Source organism: Mesorhizobium sp. M0217 (assembly GCF_040321955.1).
Taxonomy (GTDB): Bacteria; Pseudomonadota; Alphaproteobacteria; order Rhizobiales; family Rhizobiaceae; genus Mesorhizobium.
On the sequence record NZ_JAMYSN010000004.1, the window covers coordinates 192,143 to 218,565 of the forward strand.

The window sequence follows — 26,423 nt, forward strand, 5'->3', positions numbered from 1 at the left end:
GCTTGAACTCAGATCGCACCGAGCCGCGCGTGGATGTCGCGTGTCGCGTGATAGAGGTCGCGGTAGATCGCCTTGCGCGCCCGGTAAGCCGGCACCAGCGTCATGTCAGGATCGACACGCCTGGCCGGCGCCGCCGCCATTGCCTTGGCGGCGTCTTCCGCCGAGGCGAACCAGCCGATCGCCGAAGCCGCCAGCATCGCCGCGCCAAGGGCCGCCGCCTCGTTGACCGGCGACACGAACAGCGGCCGCTCCAGCACGCTGGCCATGATCTTCATCAGCAGCGCCGAATTGGTGCCGCCGCCGGCGGCAATCATCTCTCCCGGCTTGCCGCCGCTTTCGGCCTCCATCGCCTCGCTGGCGATGGCCTGCTCCAAAGCGATGCCTTCCAGCGTGGCGCGGAAGAGATGCCTGGGCTCATGGTCGAGCGACAGGCCAACAACGGCGCCGCGCGCCGCGCCATCCCAATAGGGGCTCATGACGCCGGCCCAATAGGGCATGACCAAAAGACCGTCGCTGCCGGCCGCAACATCGACCGCACCCTTCTCCAGTTCTGCCGCGGAAGACGCGCCGGTGGTGCGCACGATCCAGTCGACCAGTTGCATGCCCGAGCGCAGCACGGTTTCCAGCATGAAGCCCGAACCGGTGGGCGAGACCAGCGTGCGAAACGCGTCCGATGTGGTGACCGTGCCGGAATAGCAGCCGCTGACGACGCCGGAGCCGAGCGAGAGATAGCTCTTGCGGGCACCATAGACGCCCATGCCGAGACCCATGGCCTGGCCATCGCCGGCGCCGGCGACAATTGGCGTGCCCGCTTTGAGGCCAGTCAGCTGGGCAATGCTTTCGGCAAGGCCGCCGCAGATTTCGCCTGGGCCGATCAGCGCCGGCAACTGCCGTGGCTGCAGCCCTGCAGCCGCCACAAGCTCAGCGTGCCATTCGCCTGTCGCGACATCGAGCAAGCCGAGCGGGTCGGCACTTGCCGTGCTGGTTACCAGCCGTGCGGTCAGCCGGTGAACGAAGAAGCCATGAACATCGACCAGGGCGGCGGCGTTGGCCAGCACCTGCGGCTGGTGTTCCGCCAGCCAGGCGATGGCATAGAGCGCCGGCGTCGGATCCGGCGGCTTGCCGCTCCAGTCGCGGATCGTCTCGCGGCCAAGCTCGGCCGACAGCTTGGCGACTTGAGGCCGGGCGCGCTCGTCAAGCCACAGGATCGCCGGGATGAGCGGCGTGCCGGCCTGATCGATCAGGGTGAAGGTCTCGCGCTGATGGGCTATGGCAATTGCCGCCACGCGCGCGGCGCCGACCTTGTCGGCGACCTGCTTCAGCGCACTGATGAGGGCTGCCCACCAATGTTCGGCATCCTGCTCGAAATGGCCGGGCTTCGGATTGGCCAGCGGATAGGCCTCGCGCGCCTGGAACAGCTCCGCGCCGTCGCGGGTGAAGGCGATTGCCTTCACCGCCGTCGTCGAGGCATCGATCCCGATAACGACATCGTCCATCACAGGGAGATCCCGAAGGTTCAGGCGGCGTTGGTCACAAACTGTCCGTCCGACTGGTCGAGACGGCGGCGGATCTGCGTTATCACCATCGAATCGTCGGGTACACAATTTTCATAGGTGAGGAAGTCGCCGGTCTTGACCGGCTTGACCACCTTGGCGCGTTCGGCAATCCCGAGCGGCAGCGCGCCCTTGGCGCGGGCGTCCTCCCAGGTCATGGCGAAGCCGCGATAGTCGTTCTCGCCGATCATGCCGAGCGATTGGCCCGCGCCGAGATCGCTCTTGGCCACCGCCACCGCTTCGGCCACCGGGTGGTCGAGCGGCTCCATGTCGGCGCGTTTGTAGACCACGGCGCGCGCCGCCGACAGTGGCACTTCAAGGCTTGTCAGGTGATAGGGACGGTAGATCGTGAAATAGGGGCCCTTGCCGACCTTGAGGTCGACCATGCGCTCCAGCACGCGCGGATGCCTCGTTTCGATGATGCAGAACACGCCGGGCGCCACGCCCTTGCCGATGGAATAGTCGACCACGCCCTTGCGATGCAGCACGCCGCCATCCTCGCGCGGGCAAAGCACGCTGGCCAGTTCCTCCAGCGTCGCCGTCGGGCCGTGCATGCCCGGCACGTCGGGCACCAGCCCGGTGGCGTTGGCGATAGCCACCATCTCGATCGCCGTCTTGGAACCGTCGACGAACTCGACCAGCATGCGCGCATTCATGTTGCGCTCGGCCGCTTCCTTCTCGTAGTCGGCGGGCATGGCGTCGATCTTGAGCGGGTTGTTTTTGCCCTTGCCGGCGGCGATGATGTTGAAGCCGAGGCTCTTGGCGAAGCCGATGATCTCCAGCGTGCAGGCGGGTTCGTCGCCGGCCGCACCGGTGTAGACCACGCCGGCCTTGCGCGCTTCCTCCTTGAGGAAGCGGCCGATCGTAATGTCCGCCTCGACATTGAGCATAACGATGTGCTTGCCGTTCTTCATCACTTCGAGCGCAAACAGCGTGCCGATGTTGGGATTGCCTGTCGCGTCGATGATGACATCAATGCGGCCGGCCGCGGCCAGCGCATGCAGATCTTCGGTGACAGCGATCTTGCCGGCCTCGATGGCGCGGTCGATGGCAGAGGCGTTCGCAGCCTGGACGATGCCGGAGCGGTCATGGCCGGCGAGCAGTGCGGCATCGATCGCCGCTTGCGGCCGCACCTCGGAAATGGCACCGATCCGCATGCCCGGCATCAGCGCCACCTGGACGACGATGTCGGTGCCCATCTGCCCGGCGCCGGCGAGTCCGATGGTGATAGGCCCTTGGGCTTCAGCGCGCTGCAGAAGTTCCGCTGCAAATTGCGGATGGGCCATATCGCTTCCTCCAGTCATGACGCGCCGCAGCGTCAAATCATCATTTTGAACATTCCTATTTCCATTTGAAAAATATTTCAACCCGCAAATCGGAGAATGGCTGCAGGGCCAAACCTCCCACGGAGGATTCGTCGGGTGACAGCTTCATGCTGGGCTTGATCTCAGCCGATCTCTAGGAAAGGCTTGCCGAGCAGGTCGGGCACGACATCGACGCCGAGGCCGGGCCCGTCGGGAATGCCCATGTGGCTGCCGGTGACCGGTGGCGCGTTGGAGGCCGTGCGCACCGTCACCCACTCATGGAAGGCGATGGCGTGCAGCCGGCGTTCTTCCGGCGTCGACAGCGACAGATGTGCCATCGCCGCCGTGTCGATCTCGGCGCCGCCCGTATCCTCGACGGTGATCATGAAACCGAGATCGACGGCGACGTCGCGGATTTGCCTTGTCCTGGTTACGCCGCCAAGCCGCGAGATCTTCAGCGTCAGCCCGTCGGCGGCGCCCAGGCGGTGGATTTCCAGCATCGCCTCGAGCGAGATGACGCTCTCGTCCAGCACCATCGGCTTGTCGAGCATGCGGCGCACCGACATGTTCTCCTCAATCGACGTGCAGGGCTGCTCGAACGTGTAGTCGATGCCGCGCGTGGCGTCGGCGAACTGCCGCGCCTGGTAGGGTGTCCAGCCGGCATTGGCGTCGCAGAAAATCACCGTGCCTTTCGGCACGGCCGAAGCGACTGCGCTCACCCGCTCGATGTCTTCATGCACATTGCCGCCGACCTTGACCTGCAGCCGGCGGCAGCCTTCCGCGATGATCCTTTTGGCCAGTGCCGCCATCTGGTCGAGCGTGCCGTGGGTGACGACGCGGTAGGTCTCCGCCATGTCGCTCTCGCGGCCGCCAAGCATGGTCACAAGCGGCACGTCGGCGGCGCGGGCGGCCAGATCCCAGCAGGCCATGTCGAGCGCCGACTTGATGTAGGGATGGCCCTTGAACACCGTATCCATCAGCCGGCCGATGCCGGCGAGAGCACGCGGGTCCTGGCCGATCAGGTGCGGCGCGATCTCGACCACGCCCGCGCGCGTTCCCGCCGGAAACGCGGCCGAATAGAAATTGCCGAGCGGCGCCATCTCGCCCCAGCCGGTCACGCCGCTGTCGGAGGTGATGGCGACGATCACCGCATCGAAACAGTCGGCCACACGCCCCTTGGACATGCGGTAAGGCCCGTCCACGAAGGGCTGCACGACGCGATAGGCCTTGATGGATTTGATCTGCACTTGTCTGTCCGTTGTCTCTAGGTGTTGAGGAGGGTCAGCCCTTCGATGTTCCGCTGCTCGAGGCCACGCGCATAGGCAAGCAGCTCTTCGAAATCGAGGTCGATATGCTCGCGCGCATGGCGCTGGGCAGCGCGCATGTCGGCGCCCTTCAAGAACCGCACATAGGTCTCGTGGAGATCTTCGGCCGGCACCGGCTCGTTGCGGGCCCGCTGGTGCAGGGCAAAATACATCTGCAGCCGGCTGGTCAGCCGCTGCCAGGTTTCCAGCAGCACCGAATTGTCGGCCCATTCATAGATCAGCCCGTGCAATTGCAGCGCGGCTTCGATCTGGCGGGTGGTGTCGCGCGCGCGCGTTGCCTGCTTCACCGCTTCGTGGCGGCGGTCGAGTTCATCGAAGAAGCGCTGGTCGCGCAGCTTCCATGTCCGCTCCATGGCGAATTCATCGAGCACCTTGTTCAGCGAGTAGGCGTCGTCAATGTCCTTGGCGGTGACATCGATGACGAAGGTGCCGGCATAGGGAATGCTGGTCAGGATGCCTTCCTGCACCAGCTCGCGCATAGCTTCGCGCAAAGGCGCGCGGCTGACCCGCATCTGCTCAGCGATCCTCAGCTCGCTCAGCTTTTGGCCGGGTTCCAGCTGGCCGATCAGGATCGCCCGCCGCAACAGCGCAACGATCTCGGCTCGGCGTGTCGTATCCGCGATCGGATTGAAGTCCAGCTTGGCCATTCCGTCACTCCAGTGAGAGCCGGAAACAGACAAGCAGATTGTCGACAATCCTACAATATGTCTATTCCGGATTCTTGTGCCTTGCGGTTACTCCAAAAACGGCGTGCGGCGCTCCATAAAAAAACGGCGCCCTCGGCGTGGAAGCCGAAGGCGCCGCAGGACCGGGGCTGATGGGGGTTATCAGCTGGCCGGTTTCTCCTGGGGCAACGGCGAGATCGGCATTCCTGGTCCGATCTTCTGCAGATTGCCCGTTATCACCTGGTCGCCTTCGGCAACGCCGCTGAGGACCGCCACAAGGTCGCCGCTGGTCGCGCCAAGCGAGACGATGCGCTGGTCGACCGTGTTGCCCTTGCCGACGACATAGACATATTTGCCGAGCTGGCTCGAACCCAGCGCCACCTGCGGCACCATCAGCGCGTCGGGCAGCTGCTTGATGTGCAGCCGCACGCGGACATACTGGCCCGGCAGCAGCGAGAACTTCGCATTGCCGATGGTGGCGCGCGCCGTAATCGTGCCGGTCGAGTGGTCGACCGTGTTGTCGATGAAGGTGAGTTCGCCCTTCTGGCTGGCTTCGGTCTCGCCGGGCAGCAGCACCTCGACCTCGATCGGGCCGGCGGCGCGGGCCTGTTCGATTTCGGCCAGGTCCGTCTCGCTCGGATTGAAGGTGACGTAGATCGGGTCGAGCTGCACCAGCGTGTTCAGCACCGTGCCGGCGACGCTGACCAGCGTGCCGACCGAAGCCTGGTTGCGGCCGACGCGGCCGGCAAACGGAGCGTGGATTTCGGCGTAGCTCAAATTGAGCTCGGCCGTGCGCACCGCCGCCTGGTTGACGGCAAGCGACGCTTCGGCCTGGCGCAAGGTGCTCGTACGCTGGTCGAACCCATCCTTGGCCAGATAGCCGCTCTTGGCGAGTTCGGAGCCGCGGCCGAGATTGGAGCGCGCATAGTCGAGGCTCGCCTGGTCGCGCTGCACTTCGGCCTTGGCCTGGTCGAGAGCCGCCTTGAAGTCGTCAGGCGAGATCTTGTAGAGCAGATCACCCTGGCGCACATCCGCGCCGTCCTTAGCCGTCTGCTCCTGCAGATAGCCGGGCACGCGGGCCTGCAAGGTGACGCTGCGGATCGCCTCGATGCGGGCGGCGTAGTCAAGGTAGATCGGGATCGTCTTCTTGACCACGCTCGTCACCGGCACCGGCATGACGAATGCCGCAGGTGCTGCCGTCGCTGCCGCCGTGCCGGCATTGAGGCTGAGATTGCCCATGTCGAGGAAGTGGACGCTTGCCACCGAGATCGCTCCCAGGGCGACGGCCGTTCCCAAAGCTATTTTCCATTTACGCATTTTGATCTCCAATTCCATTCGGCTGCTTCGGCCAGGCGCATCGGCGCTGGTTCGGCAGTCGGTTCATTATTGTCCTGGTCATGAGCGGCGTTCGGTTCGCTGCGCACGCGGCCTTCGCGCAGCTGCTCGATGACCGCGTAGAAGACCGGCACGAACACCAGCGACAGGATGGTCGCCGCGACCATGCCGCCAAACACGGTGGTGCCGATCGACTGCCGGCTTGCCGCACCCGCACCCGTCGCAAACATCAGCGGCAGCACGCCGAGGATGAAGGCGAAGGCCGTCATCAGGATCGGCCGCAGCCTCAGCCGCGCGGCTTCCATCGCCGCGTCGACAATGCTCAAGCCTTCCTCGCGCCGCCGCCTTGCAAACTCGACGATCAGGATCGCGTTCTTGGCGGCGAGGCCGATCAGCATGACGAAGCCGATCTGCGAGTAGACGTCGATCTGCATGCCGCGCAGGAACAGGGCTGCGAAGGCGCCGAACAGGGCCAGTGGCACCGCCAGCAGCACCATGAACGGCATCGCCCAGCTCTCATACTGCATCGCCAGGATCAGGAAGACGAAGACGATGGCGAGGCCGAAGACGACCGACGCGATCGATCCTGCCTTGAGCTCCTGGAAGGTGATGCCGGTCCATTCGAAACCGAAATCCCTGGGCAAAGCGGTGGCGGCGGCCCGTTCCATCGCGGCAACCGCCTGGCCCGACGAGAAGCCGGGGGCTGCGCCGCCATTGATCGTGGCCGAGGCGTTGTTGTTGTAGTGCGGCACGGTTTCCGGGCCGACGAACGGCACCAGTTTGCCCAGTGTGCTCAGCGGCACCATGCCGCCGGAGGCGTTGCGCACATAGAGCCGCGAAAGGTCGCCTGCGTCGGCACGTGCATCCTTGTCGGCCTGGATGGTCACCCGGAAGGTGCGGCCGAACAGGTTGAAGTCGTTGACGTAGAGCGAGCCGAGATAGATCTGCAGCGTGTTGAAGACGTCGGGCAGGTTGAGGCCGAGCAGTTTGGCCTTGCTGCGGTCGAGGTCGTAGTTGAACTGCGGCGTCGAGGTCGAGAACGGCGAGAACAGCTGCTGCGGGTTGATTTCCGGCTGCTTGCGCGCCTCGGCGATCACGGCTTGCGTCGCGTCGTTGAGGGCTGAACTGCCTCGCCCGGTGAGGTCCTCGACGACGAATTCGAAGCCGCCCGTGGTGCCGATACCCGGGATCGAAGGCGGATCGAAGGACAGCGCGAAGGCTTCCGGAATCTGCATCAGCTTGCCGCGCACATCGGAGACGAGCTTGGACGCGCTCTGGTCGGGGCCGCGCTCTTCCCACGGCTTCAGGATGGCGAACTCGACAGCCGAGTTCGACTGCGCCGCACTGGTCAGGAAGTTCAGGCCGCTGATCGAGCCGACAATCTCGACGCCGGGTGTTGCCTGCAATATGTCGCGCGCTTTCTGCGCCACCGCATCGGTGCGTTCCAGCGAGGCGCCGTCAGGCAGCTGGATGACGACGAAGAAGTAACCCTGGTCCTCGACCGGAAGGAAGGTCGAGGGCAACTTCTGCCAGACGAAGTAGGTGGCCACCAGGCCGGCCGCGAACAAGCCGAGCATGATCCAGCGCAGCCGGATTAGGATACGCACGCCGTGCGCATAGGCATGCGACAGTCTGTCGAAGCCCGTGTTGAACCAGCGGAACGGGGCGAACTGCGTCTCGCCGCGATGGAGCAGGAAGGCGGCGCTCAGCGCCGGGCTGAGCGTCAGCGAGTTGAAGGCGGATATGCCGACCGAAATCGCCACCGTCAGCGCGAACTGATTGTAGAGCTTGCCGGAGACGCCGGGAATGAAGGCAACGGGCACGAAGACGGCCATCAGCACTGCGGTGGTGGCGATGATCGGTCCGGTGACCTCGGCCATCGCGGCCTTGGTCGCCGCCAGCGGTTTGAGACCCGCCTCCAATTGTCGCTCGACATTTTCGACCACCACGATGGCGTCGTCGACGACGAGGCCGATGGCCAGCACCATGCCGAGCAGGGAGAGCATGTTGAGCGAGAAGCCCATCATTTCCATGACGACCATCGTCGCCACCAGCGACACCGGAATGGCGATGGTCGGGATGATCGTCGTGCGCCAACTCTGCAGGAAGATGAACACCACGGCCACGACCAGCACCAGCGCTTCGCCGAGCGTGATCAGCACGTCATGCATCGATGCCGACACGAAGCGCGTGGTGTCGTAGTGCATGGCGTAGGAGACGCCCTTGGGGAACCGTGCCGACAGTTCCTGCATCTTGTCCTTGACGTGCTGCTGCAGATCGAGGGCGTTGGAACCCGGCATCTGGTAGACGGCCAGCACCACCGTCGGGTCCTTGCCAAAGAAGGCCGACGACGAATATTGCAGCGCGCCGAGCTCGATGCGGGCGACGTCGCGCAGCCGCACCAGCGAGCCGGTGCCGGTGTTGGCGCGCACGACGATGTCGCCGAACTCCTTGGGGTCGCTCAGGCGGCCGACGGCGTTGACCTGCATCTCGAAGGCGGTGCCGGCGGGCGCCGGCGACTGGCCGATCTTGCCGGCCGCCACCTGGACGTTCTGTTCCGAGATGGCGTTCTGGACGTCGACAGCGGTGATGCCGAGATTGGCGAGCTTGTCCGGATCGAGCCAGACGCGCATCGAATAGCGGCGTTCGCCGAAGATCTGCACGTCGCCGACGCCGGGCAGCCGCTTCAGCGGATCGACGACCTGCAGATAGGCGAGGTTGCTCAGCGCCACCGGATCGACCGAACTGTCGGGCGAGGTCAGATTGACGATGAGGACGAAATTCGGGTTCTGCTTCTTGATCGTCACGCCACCCTGGTTGACGATCGCCGGCAGCGACGAGGCGGCTTGCGAGACGCGGTTCTGGACGTCGACGGCCGCGGTGCTCAGGGAATAGCCGACATCGAAGGTGATGGTGATGGTCGAGGAGCCGTCATTGGAGCTCGACGACGACATGTAGGTCATGCCTTCGACGCCGTTGATCTGCTGCTCCAGCGGCGTCGTCACCGTATCGGCGACCACTTGCGCGCTGGCGCCCGGATAATGGGCGCTGACCACGACCTGCGGCGGCGTGATGTCGGGAAACTGCGAAACCGGCAAAAGGAAATAACAAATCGTCCCGGCGAGCACCATGATGATGGCGATGGCCGAGGCGAAGATCGGACGATGGATGAAAAAGTTTACCACGACACGCAAACCTCTTTAGAAGAACCGGCCTCTTTAAAAGAATTGGCAGACCGGGACAGCCGCCGGCCGCGCACCGAACCCGGGTCTTGCAAAAAATACGAAGACGGCGCCGCACCGCTGAGGCCCTGCTCATCGGCAACGGTCCTCAGCATCGCTTCGAAGGCGCGCGGATTGACGCGGTCCGCTTTCATCACCAGCCGGATCATCGGATCCCGGATGGCTTCATCGATGGTCAAATCCTTGCGCTGCGACATTGGAGCGTCTCCATTCCAGCGATTCGCATCGGACGATCGCGAACCGGTTTTCATCTCTTCACCGGCCGGAGCCGCATGACCTGCAATTTTCACCCTTTGTGATCTGGCAGGACCAGTTCACGGCCTTGTTATTGACGGAAGGCCACATAGGTGTTACTAGTAAGTAACATTCGGATAGTTACAGACCGGTAACACCCTAGTCAAGAGGTGAACCGAATTTTTAGGGAGACAAGGAGACTGCGATGGCAGACGGCATTACCGATCGCGTGCGCCCCCGGGACCGAATCCTGGAGACGGCGCAGGACATGTTTCACAAGCATGGCATCAAGGGCGTCGGTGTCGACGCAATCACGGAAGCCGCCGGCACCAACAAGATGACGCTCTACCGTCATTTTGAGTCGAAGGACGAACTGATCGTCCAATGCCTGCGCGCGTCGGCGGCTAAAGGCGCCGCGATGTGGGACCAATTCGAGGCTGAGCATCCCGGCGACAAGCTCGCCCAGTTGCATGCCTGGATTCGCATGGCCGCTGCTTGCCTGGCGGCTGACGGTCGCGGCTGCGACATGGCCAATGCCGCCGCCGAATTGACCGAGCCGGACCATCCCGCCAGGAGCGTGATCAAGGAGCTCAAGAGCGCTCAGCGCGATCGCCTCGTTGCGCTGTGCCGGGATGCGGGCATCGGTCAGGCCGAGCTTCTGGCCGATACGCTGTCGCTGCTGTTCGAAGGGGCGCGCGTCAGCGTGCAGACCATGGGCTGCCAGGGCCCCAGCACGCAGTTCGTGCGCATGGCTGAAGGCCTGATCAGCTCTTTCAGGGCGCGCTGAATTCCAGCTTTCGGAGTTGAGGAGTCCCCATCATCCGGCGGGGCTTTTGGCTATTCTCCGAACTTGCCCGTCAACTCTAATTTAGATTCGTTTGAGAATGAAAAAAGCCCGCTGCCGGGAGGAGGTGGCAGCGGGCTCGATTTCGAACGAGATGCGGGAGGAGGTGCACCGCGCTCAGCGTCGGCATCGCATCTGGGAGGAGTAGATGGCCGACACCCAGATGAGTACGGGTTGCCCAATGATTCGGCAACAATGAAAGTTGCATGGCTGCTGTGCAGATTTGCGGCATCTACCCCGACTTGTCGTACAAATCGGAGAAACCGCCACGGCGCGACTTCACTGCACCGGCACGTTTTCCTTGAAGATCAGCCGTGGCTCGATGAACTTCTTCGTCAGGTAGGGCGCGGCGGACGCGATCGAGCCGAGCAGGCGGATCACAGATTGCTCCGCGATCAGCCGCGCATTCTGGTCGATGACGACATCGGCGAGGTCGTCGACGAGATAGCCGCGCGTTTCCTTGGTCAGGTCGTGGCAGATGAAGACCGGCTTCTTCTTTGGCTTGGCCTCGAGCAGCGCTCTCGCCACACCTGAGCGCCCGGCGCCGACGCAATAGATGCCGAGCAGTTCCGGCTCGTTGTGCAGCGCCTGCATCGTTGCGGTGTAGCTGCCCTCCGGTTCGTCATTGATCTCGACCGCACTCGAGACCGTGAGATTGGGGAATTCCTCTGTCAGCACCGACCGAAAGCCCATCTCGCGCTCCTCGTGCCCGCGATAGGAACGCGAGCCGACGACCATCGCCAGATGACCCTGGCGGCCATTGAGGAAGCGCCCCATCAACAGCGCCGCCGTGCGTCCGGCAACCCGGTTGTCGATGCCGACATAGGCCGAACGCGGGGCGGCTGGAACGTCGGAGACCAGCGTGACAAGGCGGATGCCTGCCTCGACCACATCGCGCAATATGTTGCGCGTTCGCGGATGATCGACGGCAATGACGCCGACGCCATTGGCCTTCAGCGACAGATTTTCAACCGCCGCCTGCAGCGCTGCCGGCGAGATGCCGCCGAGATTGTGGATCCGGCACGAGGCGACCAGCGGCAGGCGCCCCGCATAGTCCTCGATGTGCCCGGCGAGGTCGATCATGAAACCGTTGGCGCCGATCGGCAGGAAGAATTCAAGATGCGCCGGCCGCGACGGCAGCGTCACCTGATCGACCACCGGCAAATAGCCGAGCTGCTTGGCCGCCTCCATCACCCGTTGGCGGTTGGCGGCGCTCGCGCCGGCCCGGTTGTTCAGAACCCGGTCGACGGTCGCGGTCGACAGGCCGCAGCTCCTGGCTATGTCGGCAACGGTGGCTTTCATGGCTGTAGTCATAGAGCATGATCCCGAAAAGTGGGAACCGGTTTTCTCGGACAAACGGGAACCGTTTTGTCAAAAGGTCATGCTCTACAACGAGTTAGAGCGGATGCGTTTCCGTGCCAGACGGCGCGAAGACGGTTCAGCCGTGCGATGGCCCGCCTTCGATGATGGCGTCGCGGATCTCCTTGTCGGACATCCCGGTGATGATGCGTTCGACCTCGGCCACGCTGGTCTTCTTCGGGTCGATGTCGTCGGCCACCACCTTGCCCCGGCGCATGACGACGATGCGGTCAACCACCTGGAAGACATGGTGGATGTTGTGGGCGATGAAGATGCAGGAATGCCCGGAATCGCGCGCGTTGCGCACGAAGCTCAGCACGCCTTGCGTCTCGGCGACGCCGAGATTGTTGGTCGGCTCGTCGAGGATGATCAGGTCGCTGTCGAAGTGCATGGCGCGCGCGATGGCGACGGCCTGCCGCTCGCCGCCGGACAGGGAGCCGATCGGCGTCGTCGGCGGGATGTTCTTGGAGATGCCGACCTGTTTCAACAGGTCGCGGGCGACATTGTTCATCGCCTCCTGGTCCATGCGGTTCAAAAAGCGCGGCGGTTTGATCGGCTCGCGGCCGAGGAACAGGTTGCGCGCGATCGACAGCTGCGTCACCAGTGCCGAATCCTGGTAGATCGTCTCGATGCCGTGCGCGATGGCGTCGCTGGTGCTGCGCAGATTGACCTTCTTGCCGCGGATGAAAATGTCGCCGCTGGTCAGCGGCACCGCCCCCGACAACACCTTGATCAGCGTCGATTTGCCGGCGCCATTGTCGCCGAGCAGGCCGACGATCTCCCTTTCGTTGACATGAAAATTGGCGTCTTCGAGCGCCTGCACGCGCCCGTAGGACTTTTTGATGTTGGACATGCGGATGAGCGGTTCAGCCATGGTTCTAGGTCCCTGCCTGATGCCGGCGTTCCAGCCATGAGTGCAGCGCCATCATGCCGAGGATGATGGCGCCGATGAAGATGTTGTAGGCCAGCCCGGGCACGCCGATCAGCACGATGCCGTTGCGCATGACGCGCAGGATGAGGATGCCGAGCACCGTGCCGATGATGGTGCCGCGCCCCCCGGTCAGCGCCGTGCCGCCGATCACCACCATGGCGATGACTTCGAGCTCGTAGCCGGTGCCGCTGTTGGGGTTGGCGGCCGACGTGCGCAGCGACGAGATGACGCCGGCAAGCGAAGCCATCACCGACGACAGCACGAACAGGCCGATCTTGACGCCGCTGACGTTGACGCCGCGCGCCCTTGCGGCGCCTGGATTGCCGCCGGCTGCCTGGATCCAGTTGCCGGTCCGGCTTTGCGTCAGCACGTAGCCCAGTGCGATGGCCGCCGCGATGAACCAGAAGAGCGACATGTAGATGCGGAACGGGCCGATGAAGAAATCACCGACCAGCGCTTCGGCCAGCCAGCTGCCCTCGGCGCTCCACGTCCGCTGCGGAAAGCCGTCGGTGACGAACAGCGCGGTGCCGCGCACCACCAGCAGCATGCCGAGCGTCACCAGGAAGGATGGGATTTTCAGCTGCGTGACGAACCAGCCATTGACCAGGCCGATGAAGGCCGCGATCAGCAGCGCGGCGAGGAAGCCGACCTCCAGCGAGGTCAGGCCGCTGTTGAACAGCGTCCACATCAGCACCGGCGAAAAGCCGAACAGCGAGCCGACCGACAGATCGAATTCACCCGACGTCATCAACAGCGTCATCGCCAGCGCGATCAGCCCGAGCTCGACGGTGAAGGCCAGCGTGTTGGAGATGTTCTGCGGCGACAGGAAATCGTGGTTGATGCTCCAGAACACCGCGATTTCGACGATGAGCAGAACGAAGGGCCCGAATTCCGGCCTCGCGATCAGGCGTTGGATGAGCGAACGGTTTTCCACTGATAACCTGCGACAGGAAGGGGAAGGCTGAGCCCAGCGCGCAACGCGAAGGGCTCGGCGAAAGACAGTCGCGACCGCGGCTGCGGCCGCGACTGTTGAAGGTCTGGGTTATTTGCCCGACAGGATGTCGTCGTAGACCTGCGCGGTGTCCTTTTCATAGAGCGCGCCGGTGATGACGTTGAAGCCCGGAGGAATGCCTGACGCCGCCATGTTGGCCAGCGACAGCGCGACGTAGCTGGTCGCCTGCGGGTCCTGCCACTGGCCGGCATTGACGTAGCCGGTCAGCACTTCCTGGGTGGTGTCGAGCGAGTTGCCCCAGCCGACGACCGGGATTTCGCCCGGCTTGATGCCGGCCTGGTCGAACACCCGCTTGATCGAGCCGGTGACCAGATCGCCGAGGCCGATGATTGCCTTGACCTTGGCCTTGTTCGCGGTGAGATAGTCGACCATGCGGTTGATGGCTTCGGCCTGGTCGAGCGTCGCTTCGGTGATCTCATAGGTGATCCCCAGCGGTTCGAAGACGCTCTTGATGCCTTCCTCTTCCTGGACGCCGTAGGTGGCGCCGGGGATTTCGACCGGCATCCAGACGAAGTCGCCCTTCTTCACCAGACCCTTGTCGACCAGATATTGCGCCCAGTGCTTGCCGAAGGTGACGTTGTCGCCGCCGACATAGGCGTCGAAGCTTGCCTTGGGATCGGGCGTGTTGAAGTTGATGATCGGGATCTTGGCGGTGTTGGCTTCCTTGGCGATTTCGATCAGGCTGCCCGGATCGGGGCTGGTGGTGACGATGCCGTCGGCCTTTGCCGAGATCGCGGCGCGCACGGCCTCCTGCTGCGAGGCAACGTCGCCATTGTGGAACGAAGTGTTGACGGTGTTGCCGGTGTCCTTCGCCCATTGCTTGGCGCCGGCCAGGAAGTAGGTCCATACCGGGTCGGCCGGGCCGCCATGCGAAATCCAGTAGAACGTCTTGGCCTGTGCCGCCGCCGGAACGGCCAGCGCCACAATCAAGCCAAGCACGAGTAATCGTAGCCTCGTCAGCATTTGCTTTCCTCCCATGTTGAAAAACGACCTCCACGTCCGGCGATGATCCGGGCCATGCCCTTGATCCTCTCCTCCTGCCAGCGCCGACCCGGATGCGCAGAGCATCTTCTTTTGCGGCCGATGGCAAGCCTCTATCCGCCCAATGGATGGTGGCGCGATGCAACGCGCCATCAGCGATCCCATCAGATCGCATCAGTTAGAGGGCAATTCCAGGAAAAGTGTGAAACGGTTTTCCGCCCGGAATTGCGTCAAACCAAGAGATAGAGATATTCCCCGGCAAGCAGGCGGGGCTTAAACTCAGGCGCGCGGATTTTCCTGGAAGCGCTCGGCCTGGCGGTTGCGCAGCACCTTGGCCAGCCGGTCGAGCGCGAGCGCCAGCACCATCACCGCGCCGATCACGAACGGGCTCCATGCGGCGTCGATGCCGAACAGGGTCACGCCGCTCAAGATGACCTGGACGATCAGCATGCCGATCACCGCACCGAAGACGGTGCCGCGCCCGCCGGAAAGCGAGGTGCCGCCGATGATCGCCGCGGCAATCGCCATCAGCACGAAACCGCCGCCTTGGTCGACGTCGGTAACGGGAGAGCCAAGCCACAGCGCGCCCGCCAGCCCCGAGATGACGCCCATCAGCACCAGCGTCTGCAGCCGCACAGCACCTGTCGGGATGCCGGCATAGAGCGCCGCCTGCGGATTGCTGCCGACGGCCTGGATCCGGTAGCCGAAGCGGCTGCGGTGAAGCACGAGGTGCATCACCACCGCCATTGCGACGAAGACAAAGACAGCCGTCGGCACAAGGCCGAACAGCTTGCCGTGAACGATCTCAAAGAAGTCGCCGCCTGGGCTGGCCGGAGCTGTCGCTTGCATCTTGACGGCCACCGCCGCCACGCCCCGGAACATTGCAAAGGTGCCCAGCGTAACGACGATGGCCGGCAGTCGCAGCGCCACCACCAGCAGGCCGTTGACGAGGCCGAGCCCGGCGCCGAGCAGCACGCCGGCAAGGGCGGCAAGCCACGGGTCGATGCCGGCGGCCAGAAGGAATGCGGTGAGAAGGGCCGCGAGATGGAATATCCAGCCGACGGAAAGGTCGATCTCGCGGAGTGCGAGCACGAACACCATGCCGATCGCCAGCATGCCGGGATACGCAGCGGTTTCCAGCAACGACAGCACATTGGCCTCATCGAGGAAATCCGGCCGGGCAAAGCCTGTAATCGCCACCAGGACAACGAGCCCGATGAGCGGCCTGAGTTCGACGGGCAGGCGAAGGCTGCGCTTCGGGTGGGCAGCCGAACCGGCAAGCTGTAGCATGGGATCCAATCGTGTCATGCCATGGCTCCCACGAGTTTCTTTTTCGGCCGCTCCGCCTCCGGCATCTCGCCGGTGGTGGTCAGTTGCAGCACTGTCCTTCGCTTCATCTCGACGCCGGACAGCTCGCCGGCGACCTGGCCGCGGTGGAAGACAAGGACGCGGTTGCTGAGGTTGGTCAGTTCGGACGGCTCGACCGAACGCAGCAAAACGATACAGCCATTGGCCGCCATCTGCCGGATCAGCGCATAGATCTTGCGCTTGGCAGCCGCCTCGATACCGCCAGCCGGATTGTCTAGGAGCAGCACTTGCGGCGCCGTCTCCAGCCATTTGGCGATTACGATCTTCTGCTGATCGCCGGCCAGCAGCGAATTCACCGGCGCGTCCGGCAGGCCCTTGATGCGCAGCGCATCGATCTGCCTTGCGGCGGCGGCGATCGCGGCCTTGGGCGAGTAGCGGCGAGACCCCCAGTTGCGGGCGCCTGTAGCGATGTTGCCTATGTTGAAGGCCAGCGACCGGTCGGGCATCAGGCCGTTGCACAGGCGGTTGGCCGGCACCAGGCCGATGCCGCGCCGCGCCGCTTCGGTCGGATTTCCAGGCAAGCCGTAGCCGTCGGGGAGCCGCACCCTGCCGCTTTGCGCCTCGCGCAGGCCAAACAGCATCTCGAACAGGTCTTCAACGCCCGACCCCTCAAGCCCGGCCAAGCCGAGGATCTCGCCGGAGCGGGCGGTGAAGCTGACGCCGGAAATCCGGCCGCCGCTCAGACCCTCCACCGTGATCCGCGGCCTTATCGTGCTGGCATTGGCCGGCAGTGCAGGCGGGAACAGGCTGCCGCGCTGCTGGCCGATCATGGCGTCGATCACATCGGCTTCGCTCAACGCCGAGCGCTCACTTGTCAGCACGTCACGGCCGTTGCGCATCACGGTGACCTGGTCTGCGATCGCAAACACGTCCTCCAGCCGGTGCGAGACATAGAGCACGCTCGTGCCCTTGGCCTTGAGGTCACTTAGTACGGTGAACAGGTGCTCGGTCTGGCGCCGGTCGAGCGCAGAATTCGGTTCATCGAGGATCAGCAGCCTCGGGCCTTCCAGAATTGCGCGGCCGAGTTCGACATAATGCCGTTCGCCCATGCCGAGTTGTCCCACAGGAGCGTGGACATCGACGTCGAGCTTGAGTTGCCGAAGCAAGGTGCGGCTGCGTGCCTCCATTTCGCGCCTGGAGACGAAGCCATTGCGCAACGGCTCGCGATTGACGAACAGATTGGCCAGCACCGAGCGGTCGGCAAACAGGCCGAGCCCCTGGTGGACGACGCCGAAGCTGTGCTTGCGTGCAGCGATCGGGCTGTCGACGGTGACGATCTGGTCGCCGACGCGGATGGTGCCGCTGTTGGGCCGGAGCACGCCGGCAAGCACCTTCACCAGCGTCGACTTTCCGGCGCCGCTTTCACCGACGACAGCATGGATGGTCCCCTGTCCGACAGACAGGTTCATATCCCTGAGCGCGACAACGCCGCCATAACGCATGGCGAGATTGCGCACCGATATCATCGGCAAACCGAGCATGCGATTCGGCCCCCACAGACCGCGCCCCGATCCTGGAGCGAATTTCCGATACAGTCACCCGGATTCCGCTAACAAACGGCTTACAGGGACCGGATGCGAACGTTTATCGGCTATCCGTTCGTCCCGCTGCTCCGAAATCAGATCAGGTCGGCCTTGGCGAGGTCCCGCATGAGATGGCTGGCGCCGTAGGTCCAGTGCGGGCAATCGGGCGACAGAAGCACGCGGTTCACCAGCGCGCCGAATTTCTCCGACGAGATGGTGACGATGTCGCCGATCTTGTGGGTGAATCCCTTGCCCTTCTCGCCGCGATCCTTCGACGGCACGAACATGGTGCCGAGATAAAGCGCCAAGCCGTCGGGATACTGGTGGTGCGGCCCCATGGCGGCCGCGACCAGCTCTTCGGGCGAACGGCTGATCTCGGCCATCGAGCTCGCGCCCTCCAGCGAAAACCCGTCCTCGCCCTCGACCTTCAGCCCCACCGTGGCGCGCTTGACATCGTCGATGGAAAAGCTTGCGTCGAACAACCGGATGAAGGGCCCAAGCGAGGCCGAGGCATTGTTGTCCTTGGCCTTGCCGAGCAGCAGCGCCGAGCGTCCCTCGACGTCGCGCAGATTGACGTCGTTGCCGATGGTCGCGCCGACGATCTTGCCGGTGCTGGCGGCGATCATGGCGATCTCCGGCTCGGGGTTGTTCCAGGTGGAGACAGGATGCAGCCCGACATCGGCGCCGAAGCCGACGGACGCCATCGGCTGGCATTTGGTGAAGATCTCGGCGTCGGGGCCGATGCCGACTTCCAGATATTGCGACCAGGCGCCGCGCTGGATGAGCTTGGCCTTGATCTCCATCGCCTCAGGCGAGCCGGGCTTCAGCTTCGACAGATCGTGGCCGATCAGCCCGGCAATGTCGGCGCGGATGGCGTCGGCCTTTTCCGCCGAGCCGCGCGCCTGCTCCTCGATGACGCGTTCGAGCAGGCTGACCACGAAGGTCACGCCCGACGCCTTCACCGCCTGCAGGTCGACAGGCGAGAGCAGATAGGGTTTTGCCGGATCGCGGGTGGCCTGAAAGCTGTTGGCGGCGATCGCGTCGAGCGAGCCGATCGGTTCGCCCTTGGCAGAGCGCACGTGTCCGGCCGGATCGGCCATCTCGCAGATGTCGCGCACTGTGGGTGCGGTGGTCGAGGTGACGTCGAAAACGATGCCGTCGCGCACGGTGACCACCAGCGGATGCGAGGCATCGCTTGCCCTGGCTCGGCCGATGAAGAGCCCGTCGGCGGGAAGCTGCGTTGGGTTCGTCATGGCTTACGGTCCTTTGATGATCGAGATGGCAGCTGGGCCGCTGCACTTTCACCGGATTCACGCCAAAGGTCTATCCCGTGGCGCAGGCAATTGTCGGTTCTGACATGAGGCCCGCCCTTTCAAAAAAATGAAACTGGCACTAGAATTTTCATTTTCCGCATACTCCAGGTGAAGCCTTGCCCGCACCGTTTTCCGTTCCGATCTGGCAGAAGCCGCAGACCGCATCCGCCTTCCAGTTGCTCGTCACTGCGCCGGTCGACGTTGCCATCGTCGGCGGCGGCTTCATGGGCCTGTCGACCGCCTTGCACGCAGCCCGGCTCGGTCTCGGTGTACAGGTGCTGGAGGCTGGCGAGATCGGCCAGGGCGCCTCGGGCCTCAATGGCGGCCAGGTCATTCCCGGCCTGAAATATGATCCCGAATGGCTGCTCGAGCATTTCGGCCCCGAGCGTGGCCAAGCGCTGGTCGATTTCGCCGCCTCGGCGGCGGATACGGTGTTCGATCTCATCCGCGACGAAAAGCTGGCGGTGCCGCTCACCCGCAAGGGCTGGATCCAGGCCGCGCATACCGAAACCGCATTGAAAGCGGCGGCGAACAGGGATGGTCAATGGCGGGCGCGTGGCGCCGATGTCCGGCTTCTGAATGAAAGCGAGATCGCCGATATGACCGGCGCGCAAGGCTATCTCGGCGGCTGGCTCGACCGCCGCGCCGGCATCATCGATCCGCTCGCCTATACAGTGGAACTGGCGCGCATCGCCGCCGCCGCCGGCGCCAGCATTGCCGAGCGGCAGAAGGTGGTGAAACTCCGCAAGGAGGCCGGCCTTTGGCGTGTCTCAACCGAAAGCGGCGCCGAGGTGCGGGCGAAAGCGGTTGTCCTGGCGACGAACGCCTATACCGATGGACTGCTTCCGGGCCTCGCGGAAACGATCGTGCCGCTGCATTCCTTCCAGGTCGCGACCGCGCCGCTGTCATCCAACCTTGCGGCGACGATCCTGCCGGAAGGGCAGGCGGTGTCCGACTCCAGGCGCATTCTCGTCTACTACCGCAAAACAGCCGACGGCCATCTGGTGCTTGGCGGCCGCGGCCGCATGGCGCGGCCGAGGAGCGAGGCCGACTGGGCGCATCTGCAGCACGCGCTGGTGCGGCTCTATCCGGCGCTCTCCGATGTCGTCATCGAGAAGCGCTGGTTCGGCCGCGTGGCGATGACACCGGATCACCTGCCGCACATCCATGAGCCGGAAAAGGGCCTGCTCGCCGTGGTTGGTTGCCAGGGCAGGGGCGTCGGCCTGATGACCGCGCTGGGAAAACGCATGGCGGGCTACCTCGCGGGCGGCGATGTCAATCAATTGCCGTTCCCGCTGTCGCCGGTCCGGCCGATCCCGTTCCACGCCTTCCGCCAGGTCGGCGTCGCCGCGACCATCGCCTGGTACCGGATGCTCGACGCCTTCGAGCGCTGATTGGGTGCCGGTCGCCTAGGCCTCGTGGATTCAGCTTGACAGTTTCACAAATATGAAAAAAGCTAAGCCGATTTCATATTTCCGTTGAGCAGTCCGATGTCGAGCATCGTTGCAACAGAAGCGCCGGCAGGGTCGTCCCGAGGCTTCCGCTTCGCCATGTTGCTGCCGGGCGGGCTGGTCACCTTGTTCCTGATCCTGTTTGCCCTTGGCCTTGTGCTCTTCCTCTCACTTCGCGGCAATGACGGTTCGCTGCTCGGCGCCGGCTTCACGGCAGGCAACTTCATCACCGTGGTCTCCGATCCGCTCTACTGGACGGTGACGCTGCGCTCGCTGGTGATCGCCGGCCTGGTGACGCTGGCGACCGTCGTCACCGCCTATCCCGTCGCCTACTATCTCGCCTTCCATGCCGGCCGCCGCCGCAGCCTGCTTTTGTTTCTGGTGACCCTGCCGTTCTGGACCAGCTATCTCCTGCGCGTCTTCGCCTGGAAGATCGTGCTCGCCTACAACGGCGTCTTGAACTCGGCGCTGATCGAAAGCGGCATCTGGTCGGAGCCGACGCTGGCCTTCCTCAACACGCCGGCGGCGGTGGTCGTCACGCTGGCGCATGCCTATGCGCCCTTCGCCATCCTGCCGATCTATGTGGCGCTGGACACCATCCCGAAATCACTGCTCGAAGCCGCCTCCGATCTCGGCGCCAGACCGTTCACGGCGTTTCGCCGCGTCGTCTTGCCCAATTCGATGCCGGGCGTTCTGGCGGCCGCCCTCGTCGTCTTTGTGCCGACGGTCGGCGACTATGTCACCCCGGCCATGGTCGGCGGTCCCGCCAGCACCATGATCGGCACATTGATCCAGTCGCAGTTCGGCAAGGCCAATGACTGGCCGTTCGGGGCGGCACTTTCAGTCTGCGTGATGCTGGTCATCCTCTGCGTGGTGCTGGTCGCACGCGGCGCCGACCGCAGATTCGGCAGCCGCACATGAGCGCCGCGCGGAGAGATGATGGCCGCGGCTGGCTCGGCGTCTATGTGCTTGCCTATCTCGTCTTCCTCTATCTGCCGGTGCTGTTGATCCCGCTGTTTTCCTTCAACAACTCCATCCAGGCCGCGTTTCCGCTGCAGGGCTTCACGCTCGAATGGTATGCCACGCTCTATGGCAATCCGGCGCTGTCCGGCGCGCTTTTGAACAGTCTCGTCATTGGCGTCGTGGCCGCCGCCGGCGCCACGCTCTGCGGCATCACCGTCTCCTATATGGACCTCTACGGTCGTTCGCCGCTCGCCGCCACCATCAGCGCCATCTCCAGGCTGCCGATCCTGATCCCCGGCGTCATCGTCGGCATATCGTTGCTGATCCTCGTCAATCTCATCGGCCTCGGCCCGTCGCGCATCGCCATCGTTCTCGGCCACATGCTGGTGGCGCTGCCGACCACCGTGGTGATCATGCGCAGCCGGTTTGCCGCAATTCCGAAAACCATTCGCGAGGCCGCACTCGATCTCGGCGCTTCCGACTGGACGACCTTCCGGCGGGTGATGTTGCCGCTCTCGCTGCCGGCCATCGTCTCGGCCTTCATGCTGGCCTTTCTGATTTCCTTCGACGAGTTCATCGTCGTCTTCTTCCTCGCCGGCACCGAGCCGACGCTGCCGCTCTACATCTGGAGCCAACTGCGTTTTCCTCGCTCGCTGCCGACCGTGATGGCGCTGGGGACAGCTATCCTTGCTGTGTCAGTCATCATCGCCGGCATCGCCGAAATCCTGCGCCATCGCGGGCTGAGCACAGCCCGTCGGACGGCGCCCACCAGTCCAGCCTGAACCATAACAAAAGAGGAGAACCGAAATGGCATTCGACCCGAAATCAATTACTGGGCTGAAATCGATCACTGGCCCGAAATCGATCACTGCAAAGACAGCCCGCACCGGGCTTGCCGCGCTTGCAATCGTCCTGTCGTCGACTGTCGCCTTCGCCGCCGACAAGCTGCAATATTTCACTTGGTCCGGCTATGAACTGCCAGACTTCAACAAGAGCTTCCTGACGGCCCATCCCGATGGCGTCGAGGCCTCGATCTTCGGCGACGACGACGATGCCTTCACCAAGGTCAAGGCCGGCTTCCGCCCCGATATCGCCCATCCCTGCTACGACAAGGTGGCGCGCTGGAACAAGGAAGGCCTGCTGCAGCCGATCGATACCAAGCGCATCAAGAACTGGGATTCGATCTTCCCGGTGTTCAAGAACCTGCCCGACATCCAGGCTGGCGACGGCAAGGTCTGGATGGTGCCGTGGGATTGGGGCAACACCTCGATCCTCTACCGCACCGATCTGGTGAAGAACCCGGAAGCGAGCTGGAACCTTCTGTGGGACAAGCAATATGCCGGCCGCATGGCGACCATCGATGCCGTGCATGACACGCCGATCGTTGCAGCACTTCTGGCCGGCGTAAACCCCTTCGATATGACGCCGGAGCAGATGGACAAGGTGGCGGAAAAATTGCGCGAGCAGCGTCCGCTGCTCTCCAACTACACCACCGACATGACCTCGGTCGAACAGGCGCTGGCCAGCGGCCAGCTGGTCGCCGCCATGACCTGGAACGCGTCGGCAACCTCGCTGAAGAAGCAGGGCGTGCCGGTCGAGTTCATGAAGCCGAAGGAGGGCATGCTGACCTGGGCCTGCGGCTTCGTCATGCTCAAGGACGCCAAAAACGTCGACCTCGCCTATGACTTCATCAACAGCCGGCTCGACGCCGACTCGGGTAAGTACCTGATCCAGGCCTACGGCTATGGCAGCTCGCTGAGCACCGCCTTCGCCGGCGTGGCGAAGGACGAACTGGACAAGCTGCAATTGCCGGCGGACCCGGAGGTGATGCTGAAGACCACCATCTTCACCGGACCGATGAAGCAGAATGACGATGTGGCGAAGATGTTCGAGAAGGTGAAGGCTGGGGGGTGAGCTGAGGCTGGGGTGTCCCCTTCTCCCCTTGTGGGAGAAGGTGGATCGGCGCACAGCGCCGAGACGGATGAGGGGTGTTCCAAGGAACGCCAACGTCTCACTCCGCTGGAACACCCCTCATCCGTCGCCTTCGGCGACACCTTCTCCCACAAGGGGACAAGGGGGAGCCTATCAACCCCGCGCCGCGCCAATAAAGAGACGAGGACCCACGCATGGACATGCTTGACGACGCAACCGAGAAGCCCAAGGCCGACGCCGACATCCGCGTCGGCCGGCGCGTGCGGGCGCTGCGGCTGGAGCGCAATTTGTCGTTGGCCGAGCTTGCGGCAAAAGCCGGCGTGTCGATTGGGGCGCTGAGCCAGATCGAGCGCGGCCTGTCTTCGCTGCGCGTCAAGGTGATCTGGCCGCTGGCCGCCGCTCTCGACATCGAGCCTTCGGCGCTGATCACCGACGGCAACGAAGCCGCCAACGATCTCTATTGCGTGCGCGCCGACAAAAGGCGGCAGCTCCCGGTCAAGTCGGAAGGCATCGCCAAGGCGCTGCTGTCGCCGCCGGGCGCGGCGCTGACCGGCCTCTTGGTGACCGTGGAAGCCGATGGCGGCACGGCGGAAGCCTATGCGCATATCGGTCACGAGTTCGGCTATGTCCTGTCGGGCGAGGTCGAACTGGTGGTGGACTCGACAAAATACGTGCTGAAGAGCGGCGACTCCTTTGCCTTCAAGAGCACGCTTCTGCACGCCTTCCGCAATCCCGGCACCGAGCCTTGCCAGATCCTCTGGGTCAACACCACCAAGCCGTCCGAGGTTCGCGATGGCGCCTGATGCGCTGGTACGCCTGGACACGGTCTCGAAGGTTTTCCCCGGCGGCATTGTCGGGCTCGACGCCGTCGATCTCGACATTATCAGCGGCGAGTTCATCACCCTGCTCGGGCCCTCGGGCTGCGGCAAGACCACCAGCCTGCGCGTCATTGCCGGTTTCGAGAGCCCGTCGAGCGGCAAGGTGCTGCTCGATGGTCGCGACATCACCGCGCTCAGGCCGTTCGACCGTCCCGTCAACACCGTGTTCCAGGATTATGCGCTGTTCCCGCATATGAACGTCGCCGAGAATGTCGGCTTCGGCCTGTCGCTGCGCAAACTGTCCGGCGCCGAGCAGGCAAAGCGCGTCCGCGAAGCCCTCGACATGGTCGGCCTCGCCGACAAGCTCGGCGCCCGCGTTTCCGAACTGTCGGGTGGCCAGCGCCAGCGCGTCGCGCTCGCCCGAGCCATAGTCTGCGAGCCGCGCGTTCTGTTGCTCGATGAACCGCTGTCGGCGCTCGATGCGCATCTGCGCGAACAGATGCAGGTTGAACTGAAGCGGCTGCAGTCGCGGCTCGGCACCACCTTCGTCATGGTCACCCACGACCAGACCGAAGCGCTGTCGATCTCCGACCGCATCGTCGTCATGAACAAGGGCCGCATCGAGCAGATCGCGCCGCCGGCCACGCTCTACGACCGGCCGGCGACGAAATTCGTCGCGAGCTTCATCGGCACCATGAACCTGCTGCAATCGCGCTTCATCGGCCGCGATGGCGACCGCCTGCGCTTCGCCGCCGGCGGGCTCTCGCTGGAGGCGACATCCGAAACCGGCGACACGCCCGGCGAAGGTGCGACGCACACCATCGGCGTCCGTCCGGAGGATCTGCTGGCCACCACCGACGCCGCCGCCGGCACCACGCCGGCGCGCGTCAACTCCATCGTCTTCCACGGCCGCACGCTGCGCCTGCATGCCGAACTCGGGCAGGGGCTGCCGGTGGTGATCGATGCGCCGCGCCAGGCCGAGGGCTTTCAATTCAGCGTCGGCGACGTGGCGCATATCAGCCTGCGCCGTGGTGCCAACTGCCCTATGCTGCCGAGCTGATCCAACCCAATCCCTTCATCGACGGTTGGATTTAACCTGCTGTGAAGATCGCCAAGGTGGAATTAAGTGTGAATTGACTCGCAAAGGAACATATTCCTACTTTGCGGGATGCCCGAACTAAGCACCCGACCGCGCCGAAATGTGCAAACCCTCTGCTTGGCGCATGAAGTCGGGCAGCTAATTCGTGTTCGATGTCGGAACTGCAACATCACTCGACACTATCTGCCTGGCGATCTCGCAAAGCTGGTTGGTGATATCCCCTTTTGGGATGTGGAGCGGCACATGCGGTGCGAGCGCTGCAAAGGTCGTGAGCTCGATGCAGGCATCATTCTGCCAAGCGCTGCTGAACGCCTTAAAATTCGCGTCAGACGTCTTGTCGAAATCCGCATGGTTCGCCGGGTAATCTGGCGAGACGACGATTGAGGAGAGCCGATTTCGGGCTAAAACAGAGACCCTTGGGCCGGGGCCCGTGGTGGGAACTTGATCTGTGTGGCTGGCTTCTCAACGATCACCAACGCGTCGTTGGGCGCCGTCCGCTGCAAATGCCGTGCTTCCGACCATGGCGCCGTCAGCCAAGCCTCGGTTTCCTCCGGCGTGGTGAGGATCACGGGCATAGCCTTCTCATGGATCGGCGCAATGAGAGCATTAGGCTTGGTGGTCATGAAGGCGTATAGCTCGAAGTCGCCGGGACCGTCCTTGACCTTTCGCACGCCCTGCCAAGACGTCCAGAAACCAGCGAAGAAGAACAACGGCCGGCTCTCGCCACGGGCAAACCAGTAATTTCGCTGGATTCCTGTTTCCGGGTCTTTATCGTTCGCCGCAGGGCTGGGCTCGGCAAAGCTGGTCACCGGCACGACACATCTGTGCTCGACGCCCACATATTGCTGCCAGTGCGAATATTGCGGATTGCGAACGTTGGTGGTGCCGTAGTCGGCCTTACCTTTCATGCGCTCGGGCGGCGTTGGCAAACCCCAAAGCAGTTTCGCCAGTTCACGCTCCCCATCCGCCCTGTTGCGAACGACAAGCCCAGGTTGATTGGGATAGACATCAAGCGAAGGTTCGAGGTTGCCGCTGATATCGCGCAATGTGCGGGTCCATTGGCGGACCGCCTCTTGCGTCGTCGTGATGTTGTAGAGGTTGCACATGCACCCAGCATTGCGGAATTGGCTTTTGTCTGCAACCGAAGTCGCTGTCCGACGCCGCCGCAATC

At 63.8% G+C, this 26,423-nt stretch carries 22 protein-coding genes; 7 read left to right on the top strand and 15 right to left on the bottom strand.

Features of this window, described 5'->3' with window-relative positions:
* Positions 1–8 precede the first annotated feature (8 nt).
* From NKJ18_RS09940 to NKJ18_RS09970, 7 genes are all read right to left on the bottom strand, one after another.
* On the bottom strand, positions 9–1,496 hold the full coding sequence (locus NKJ18_RS09940; RefSeq protein WP_023709919.1) for a xylulokinase: 1,488 nt from the start codon (positions 1,494–1,496) through the stop codon (positions 9–11).
* Positions 1,497–1,516: 20 nt separating this feature from the next.
* Positions 1,517–2,839 carry an NAD(P)H-dependent oxidoreductase gene (locus tag NKJ18_RS09945; protein WP_023709918.1) on the bottom strand — a complete coding sequence of 441 codons (1,323 nt, stop codon included), beginning with the start codon at positions 2,837–2,839 and terminating at the stop codon, positions 1,517–1,519.
* A gap of 161 nt (positions 2,840–3,000) precedes the next feature.
* Positions 3,001–4,104, bottom strand: coding sequence for a mandelate racemase/muconate lactonizing enzyme family protein (locus tag NKJ18_RS09950; RefSeq protein ID WP_023754063.1), 1,104 nt, complete (start codon positions 4,102–4,104; stop codon positions 3,001–3,003).
* A gap of 17 nt (positions 4,105–4,121) precedes the next feature.
* Positions 4,122–4,829 (bottom strand): GntR family transcriptional regulator, encoded by a 708-nt coding sequence (locus NKJ18_RS09955; RefSeq protein ID WP_023709916.1) that lies wholly within the window; start codon positions 4,827–4,829, stop codon positions 4,122–4,124.
* Positions 4,830–5,009: 180 nt separating this feature from the next.
* Positions 5,010–6,164 (bottom strand): efflux RND transporter periplasmic adaptor subunit, encoded by a 1,155-nt coding sequence (locus tag NKJ18_RS09960; RefSeq protein ID WP_023740662.1) that lies wholly within the window; start codon positions 6,162–6,164, stop codon positions 5,010–5,012.
* Positions 6,146–9,367, bottom strand: coding sequence for an efflux RND transporter permease subunit (locus NKJ18_RS09965; RefSeq protein WP_352758175.1), 3,222 nt, complete (start codon positions 9,365–9,367; stop codon positions 6,146–6,148). The genes NKJ18_RS09960 and NKJ18_RS09965 overlap by 19 nt, the downstream gene beginning before the upstream one ends.
* Positions 9,361–9,621 carry a hypothetical protein gene (locus NKJ18_RS09970; RefSeq protein ID WP_023692134.1) on the bottom strand — a complete coding sequence of 87 codons (261 nt, stop codon included), beginning with the start codon at positions 9,619–9,621 and terminating at the stop codon, positions 9,361–9,363. The genes NKJ18_RS09965 and NKJ18_RS09970 overlap by 7 nt, the downstream gene beginning before the upstream one ends.
* 242 nt (positions 9,622–9,863) lie before the next feature.
* Between NKJ18_RS09970 and NKJ18_RS09975 the strand changes: the two genes are divergently transcribed.
* Complete coding sequence (locus NKJ18_RS09975) at positions 9,864–10,445, top strand: TetR/AcrR family transcriptional regulator (RefSeq protein ID WP_023668517.1); 582 nt, start codon at positions 9,864–9,866, stop codon at positions 10,443–10,445.
* A gap of 336 nt (positions 10,446–10,781) precedes the next feature.
* On the opposite strand, the gene NKJ18_RS09980 is transcribed toward NKJ18_RS09975, so the two are convergent.
* The 7 genes from NKJ18_RS09980 to NKJ18_RS10010 form a co-directional block, all read right to left on the bottom strand.
* The gene (locus NKJ18_RS09980) at positions 10,782–11,804 is read right to left on the bottom strand and encodes a LacI family DNA-binding transcriptional regulator (RefSeq protein WP_023668516.1); all 1,023 of its coding nucleotides are present in this window, start codon (positions 11,802–11,804) and stop codon (positions 10,782–10,784) included.
* A 136-nt stretch (positions 11,805–11,940) separates the two neighbouring features.
* A complete protein-coding gene (locus NKJ18_RS09985; RefSeq protein ID WP_023668515.1) occupies positions 11,941–12,735 on the bottom strand; it encodes an ATP-binding cassette domain-containing protein in 795 nt (264 codons plus the stop codon).
* 4 nt (positions 12,736–12,739) lie between these two features.
* Positions 12,740–13,726, bottom strand: coding sequence for an ABC transporter permease (locus tag NKJ18_RS09990; RefSeq protein ID WP_023668514.1), 987 nt, complete (start codon positions 13,724–13,726; stop codon positions 12,740–12,742).
* 108 nt (positions 13,727–13,834) lie between these two features.
* Positions 13,835–14,767, bottom strand: coding sequence for a substrate-binding domain-containing protein (locus tag NKJ18_RS09995; RefSeq protein ID WP_023687083.1), 933 nt, complete (start codon positions 14,765–14,767; stop codon positions 13,835–13,837).
* Positions 14,768–15,064: 297 nt separating this feature from the next.
* Positions 15,065–16,093, bottom strand: a complete 1,029-nt coding sequence (locus NKJ18_RS10000) for an ABC transporter permease (protein WP_352758176.1) — start codon at positions 16,091–16,093, stop codon at positions 15,065–15,067.
* Positions 16,090–17,634: a sugar ABC transporter ATP-binding protein gene (locus NKJ18_RS10005; RefSeq protein WP_352514468.1), complete on the bottom strand. Its 1,545-nt coding sequence runs from the start codon at positions 17,632–17,634 to the stop codon at positions 16,090–16,092. The genes NKJ18_RS10000 and NKJ18_RS10005 overlap by 4 nt, the downstream gene beginning before the upstream one ends.
* 137 nt (positions 17,635–17,771) lie before the next feature.
* Positions 17,772–18,929, bottom strand: coding sequence for a fumarylacetoacetate hydrolase family protein (locus NKJ18_RS10010; protein WP_023747936.1), 1,158 nt, complete (start codon positions 18,927–18,929; stop codon positions 17,772–17,774).
* Positions 18,930–19,105: 176 nt separating this feature from the next.
* Between NKJ18_RS10010 and NKJ18_RS10015 the strand changes: the two genes are divergently transcribed.
* The 6 genes from NKJ18_RS10015 (at position 19,106) to NKJ18_RS10040 (ending at position 25,213) form a co-directional block, all read left to right on the top strand.
* Positions 19,106–20,383 carry an NAD(P)/FAD-dependent oxidoreductase gene (locus NKJ18_RS10015; protein WP_023747935.1) on the top strand — a complete coding sequence of 426 codons (1,278 nt, stop codon included), beginning with the start codon at positions 19,106–19,108 and terminating at the stop codon, positions 20,381–20,383.
* A 96-nt stretch (positions 20,384–20,479) separates the two neighbouring features.
* Entirely contained in the window at positions 20,480–21,361 is an 882-nt protein-coding gene (locus NKJ18_RS10020; protein ID WP_023668508.1) for an ABC transporter permease, read from the top strand.
* On the top strand, positions 21,358–22,185 hold the full coding sequence (locus tag NKJ18_RS10025) for an ABC transporter permease (RefSeq protein WP_502906159.1): 828 nt from the start codon (positions 21,358–21,360) through the stop codon (positions 22,183–22,185). The genes NKJ18_RS10020 and NKJ18_RS10025 overlap by 4 nt, the downstream gene beginning before the upstream one ends.
* Before the next feature lie 25 nt (positions 22,186–22,210).
* Positions 22,211–23,317, top strand: coding sequence for an ABC transporter substrate-binding protein (locus tag NKJ18_RS10030; RefSeq protein WP_023668506.1), 1,107 nt, complete (start codon positions 22,211–22,213; stop codon positions 23,315–23,317).
* 212 nt (positions 23,318–23,529) lie between these two features.
* Positions 23,530–24,138: a helix-turn-helix domain-containing protein gene (locus tag NKJ18_RS10035; protein ID WP_023687089.1), complete on the top strand. Its 609-nt coding sequence runs from the start codon at positions 23,530–23,532 to the stop codon at positions 24,136–24,138.
* The gene (locus tag NKJ18_RS10040; protein WP_023735598.1) at positions 24,128–25,213 is read left to right on the top strand and encodes an ABC transporter ATP-binding protein; all 1,086 of its coding nucleotides are present in this window, start codon (positions 24,128–24,130) and stop codon (positions 25,211–25,213) included. Before NKJ18_RS10035 ends, NKJ18_RS10040 begins: the two co-directional genes overlap by 11 nt.
* 440 nt (positions 25,214–25,653) lie before the next feature.
* On the opposite strand, the gene NKJ18_RS10045 is transcribed toward NKJ18_RS10040, so the two are convergent.
* Entirely contained in the window at positions 25,654–26,358 is a 705-nt protein-coding gene (locus tag NKJ18_RS10045) for an SOS response-associated peptidase (RefSeq protein ID WP_023701482.1), read from the bottom strand.
* Between the last annotated feature and the right edge of the window lie 65 nt (positions 26,359–26,423).

What these genes read in the sequence shown, in the direction of transcription:
- NKJ18_RS10040 (WP_023735598.1), top strand. Translation starts at nt 24,128, where the DNA reads ATGGCGCCTGATGCGCTGGTACGCCTGGACACGGTCTCGAAGGTTTTC.
- NKJ18_RS10005 (WP_352514468.1), bottom strand. Translation starts at nt 17,634, where the DNA reads ATGCTCGGTTTGCCGATGATATCGGTGCGCAATCTCGCCATGCGTTAT.
- NKJ18_RS09985 (WP_023668515.1), bottom strand. Translation starts at nt 12,735, where the DNA reads ATGGCTGAACCGCTCATCCGCATGTCCAACATCAAAAAGTCCTACGGG.
- NKJ18_RS10035 (WP_023687089.1), top strand. Translation starts at nt 23,530, where the DNA reads ATGGACATGCTTGACGACGCAACCGAGAAGCCCAAGGCCGACGCCGAC.
- NKJ18_RS10020 (WP_023668508.1), top strand. Translation starts at nt 20,480, where the DNA reads ATGTCGAGCATCGTTGCAACAGAAGCGCCGGCAGGGTCGTCCCGAGGC.
- NKJ18_RS09945 (WP_023709918.1), bottom strand. Translation starts at nt 2,839, where the DNA reads ATGGCCCATCCGCAATTTGCAGCGGAACTTCTGCAGCGCGCTGAAGCC.
- NKJ18_RS09940 (WP_023709919.1), bottom strand. Translation starts at nt 1,496, where the DNA reads ATGGACGATGTCGTTATCGGGATCGATGCCTCGACGACGGCGGTGAAG.
- NKJ18_RS09960 (WP_023740662.1), bottom strand. Translation starts at nt 6,164, where the DNA reads ATGCGTAAATGGAAAATAGCTTTGGGAACGGCCGTCGCCCTGGGAGCG.
- NKJ18_RS09955 (WP_023709916.1), bottom strand. Translation starts at nt 4,829, where the DNA reads ATGGCCAAGCTGGACTTCAATCCGATCGCGGATACGACACGCCGAGCC.
- NKJ18_RS09975 (WP_023668517.1), top strand. Translation starts at nt 9,864, where the DNA reads ATGGCAGACGGCATTACCGATCGCGTGCGCCCCCGGGACCGAATCCTG.
- NKJ18_RS09980 (WP_023668516.1), bottom strand. Translation starts at nt 11,804, where the DNA reads ATGAAAGCCACCGTTGCCGACATAGCCAGGAGCTGCGGCCTGTCGACC.
- NKJ18_RS09995 (WP_023687083.1), bottom strand. Translation starts at nt 14,767, where the DNA reads ATGCTGACGAGGCTACGATTACTCGTGCTTGGCTTGATTGTGGCGCTG.
- NKJ18_RS10000 (WP_352758176.1), bottom strand. Translation starts at nt 16,093, where the DNA reads ATGACACGATTGGATCCCATGCTACAGCTTGCCGGTTCGGCTGCCCAC.
- NKJ18_RS09970 (WP_023692134.1), bottom strand. Translation starts at nt 9,621, where the DNA reads ATGTCGCAGCGCAAGGATTTGACCATCGATGAAGCCATCCGGGATCCG.
- NKJ18_RS10045 (WP_023701482.1), bottom strand. Translation starts at nt 26,358, where the DNA reads ATGTGCAACCTCTACAACATCACGACGACGCAAGAGGCGGTCCGCCAA.
- NKJ18_RS10010 (WP_023747936.1), bottom strand. Translation starts at nt 18,929, where the DNA reads ATGACGAACCCAACGCAGCTTCCCGCCGACGGGCTCTTCATCGGCCGA.
- NKJ18_RS10030 (WP_023668506.1), top strand. Translation starts at nt 22,211, where the DNA reads ATGGCATTCGACCCGAAATCAATTACTGGGCTGAAATCGATCACTGGC.
- NKJ18_RS10025 (WP_502906159.1), top strand. Translation starts at nt 21,358, where the DNA reads ATGAGCGCCGCGCGGAGAGATGATGGCCGCGGCTGGCTCGGCGTCTAT.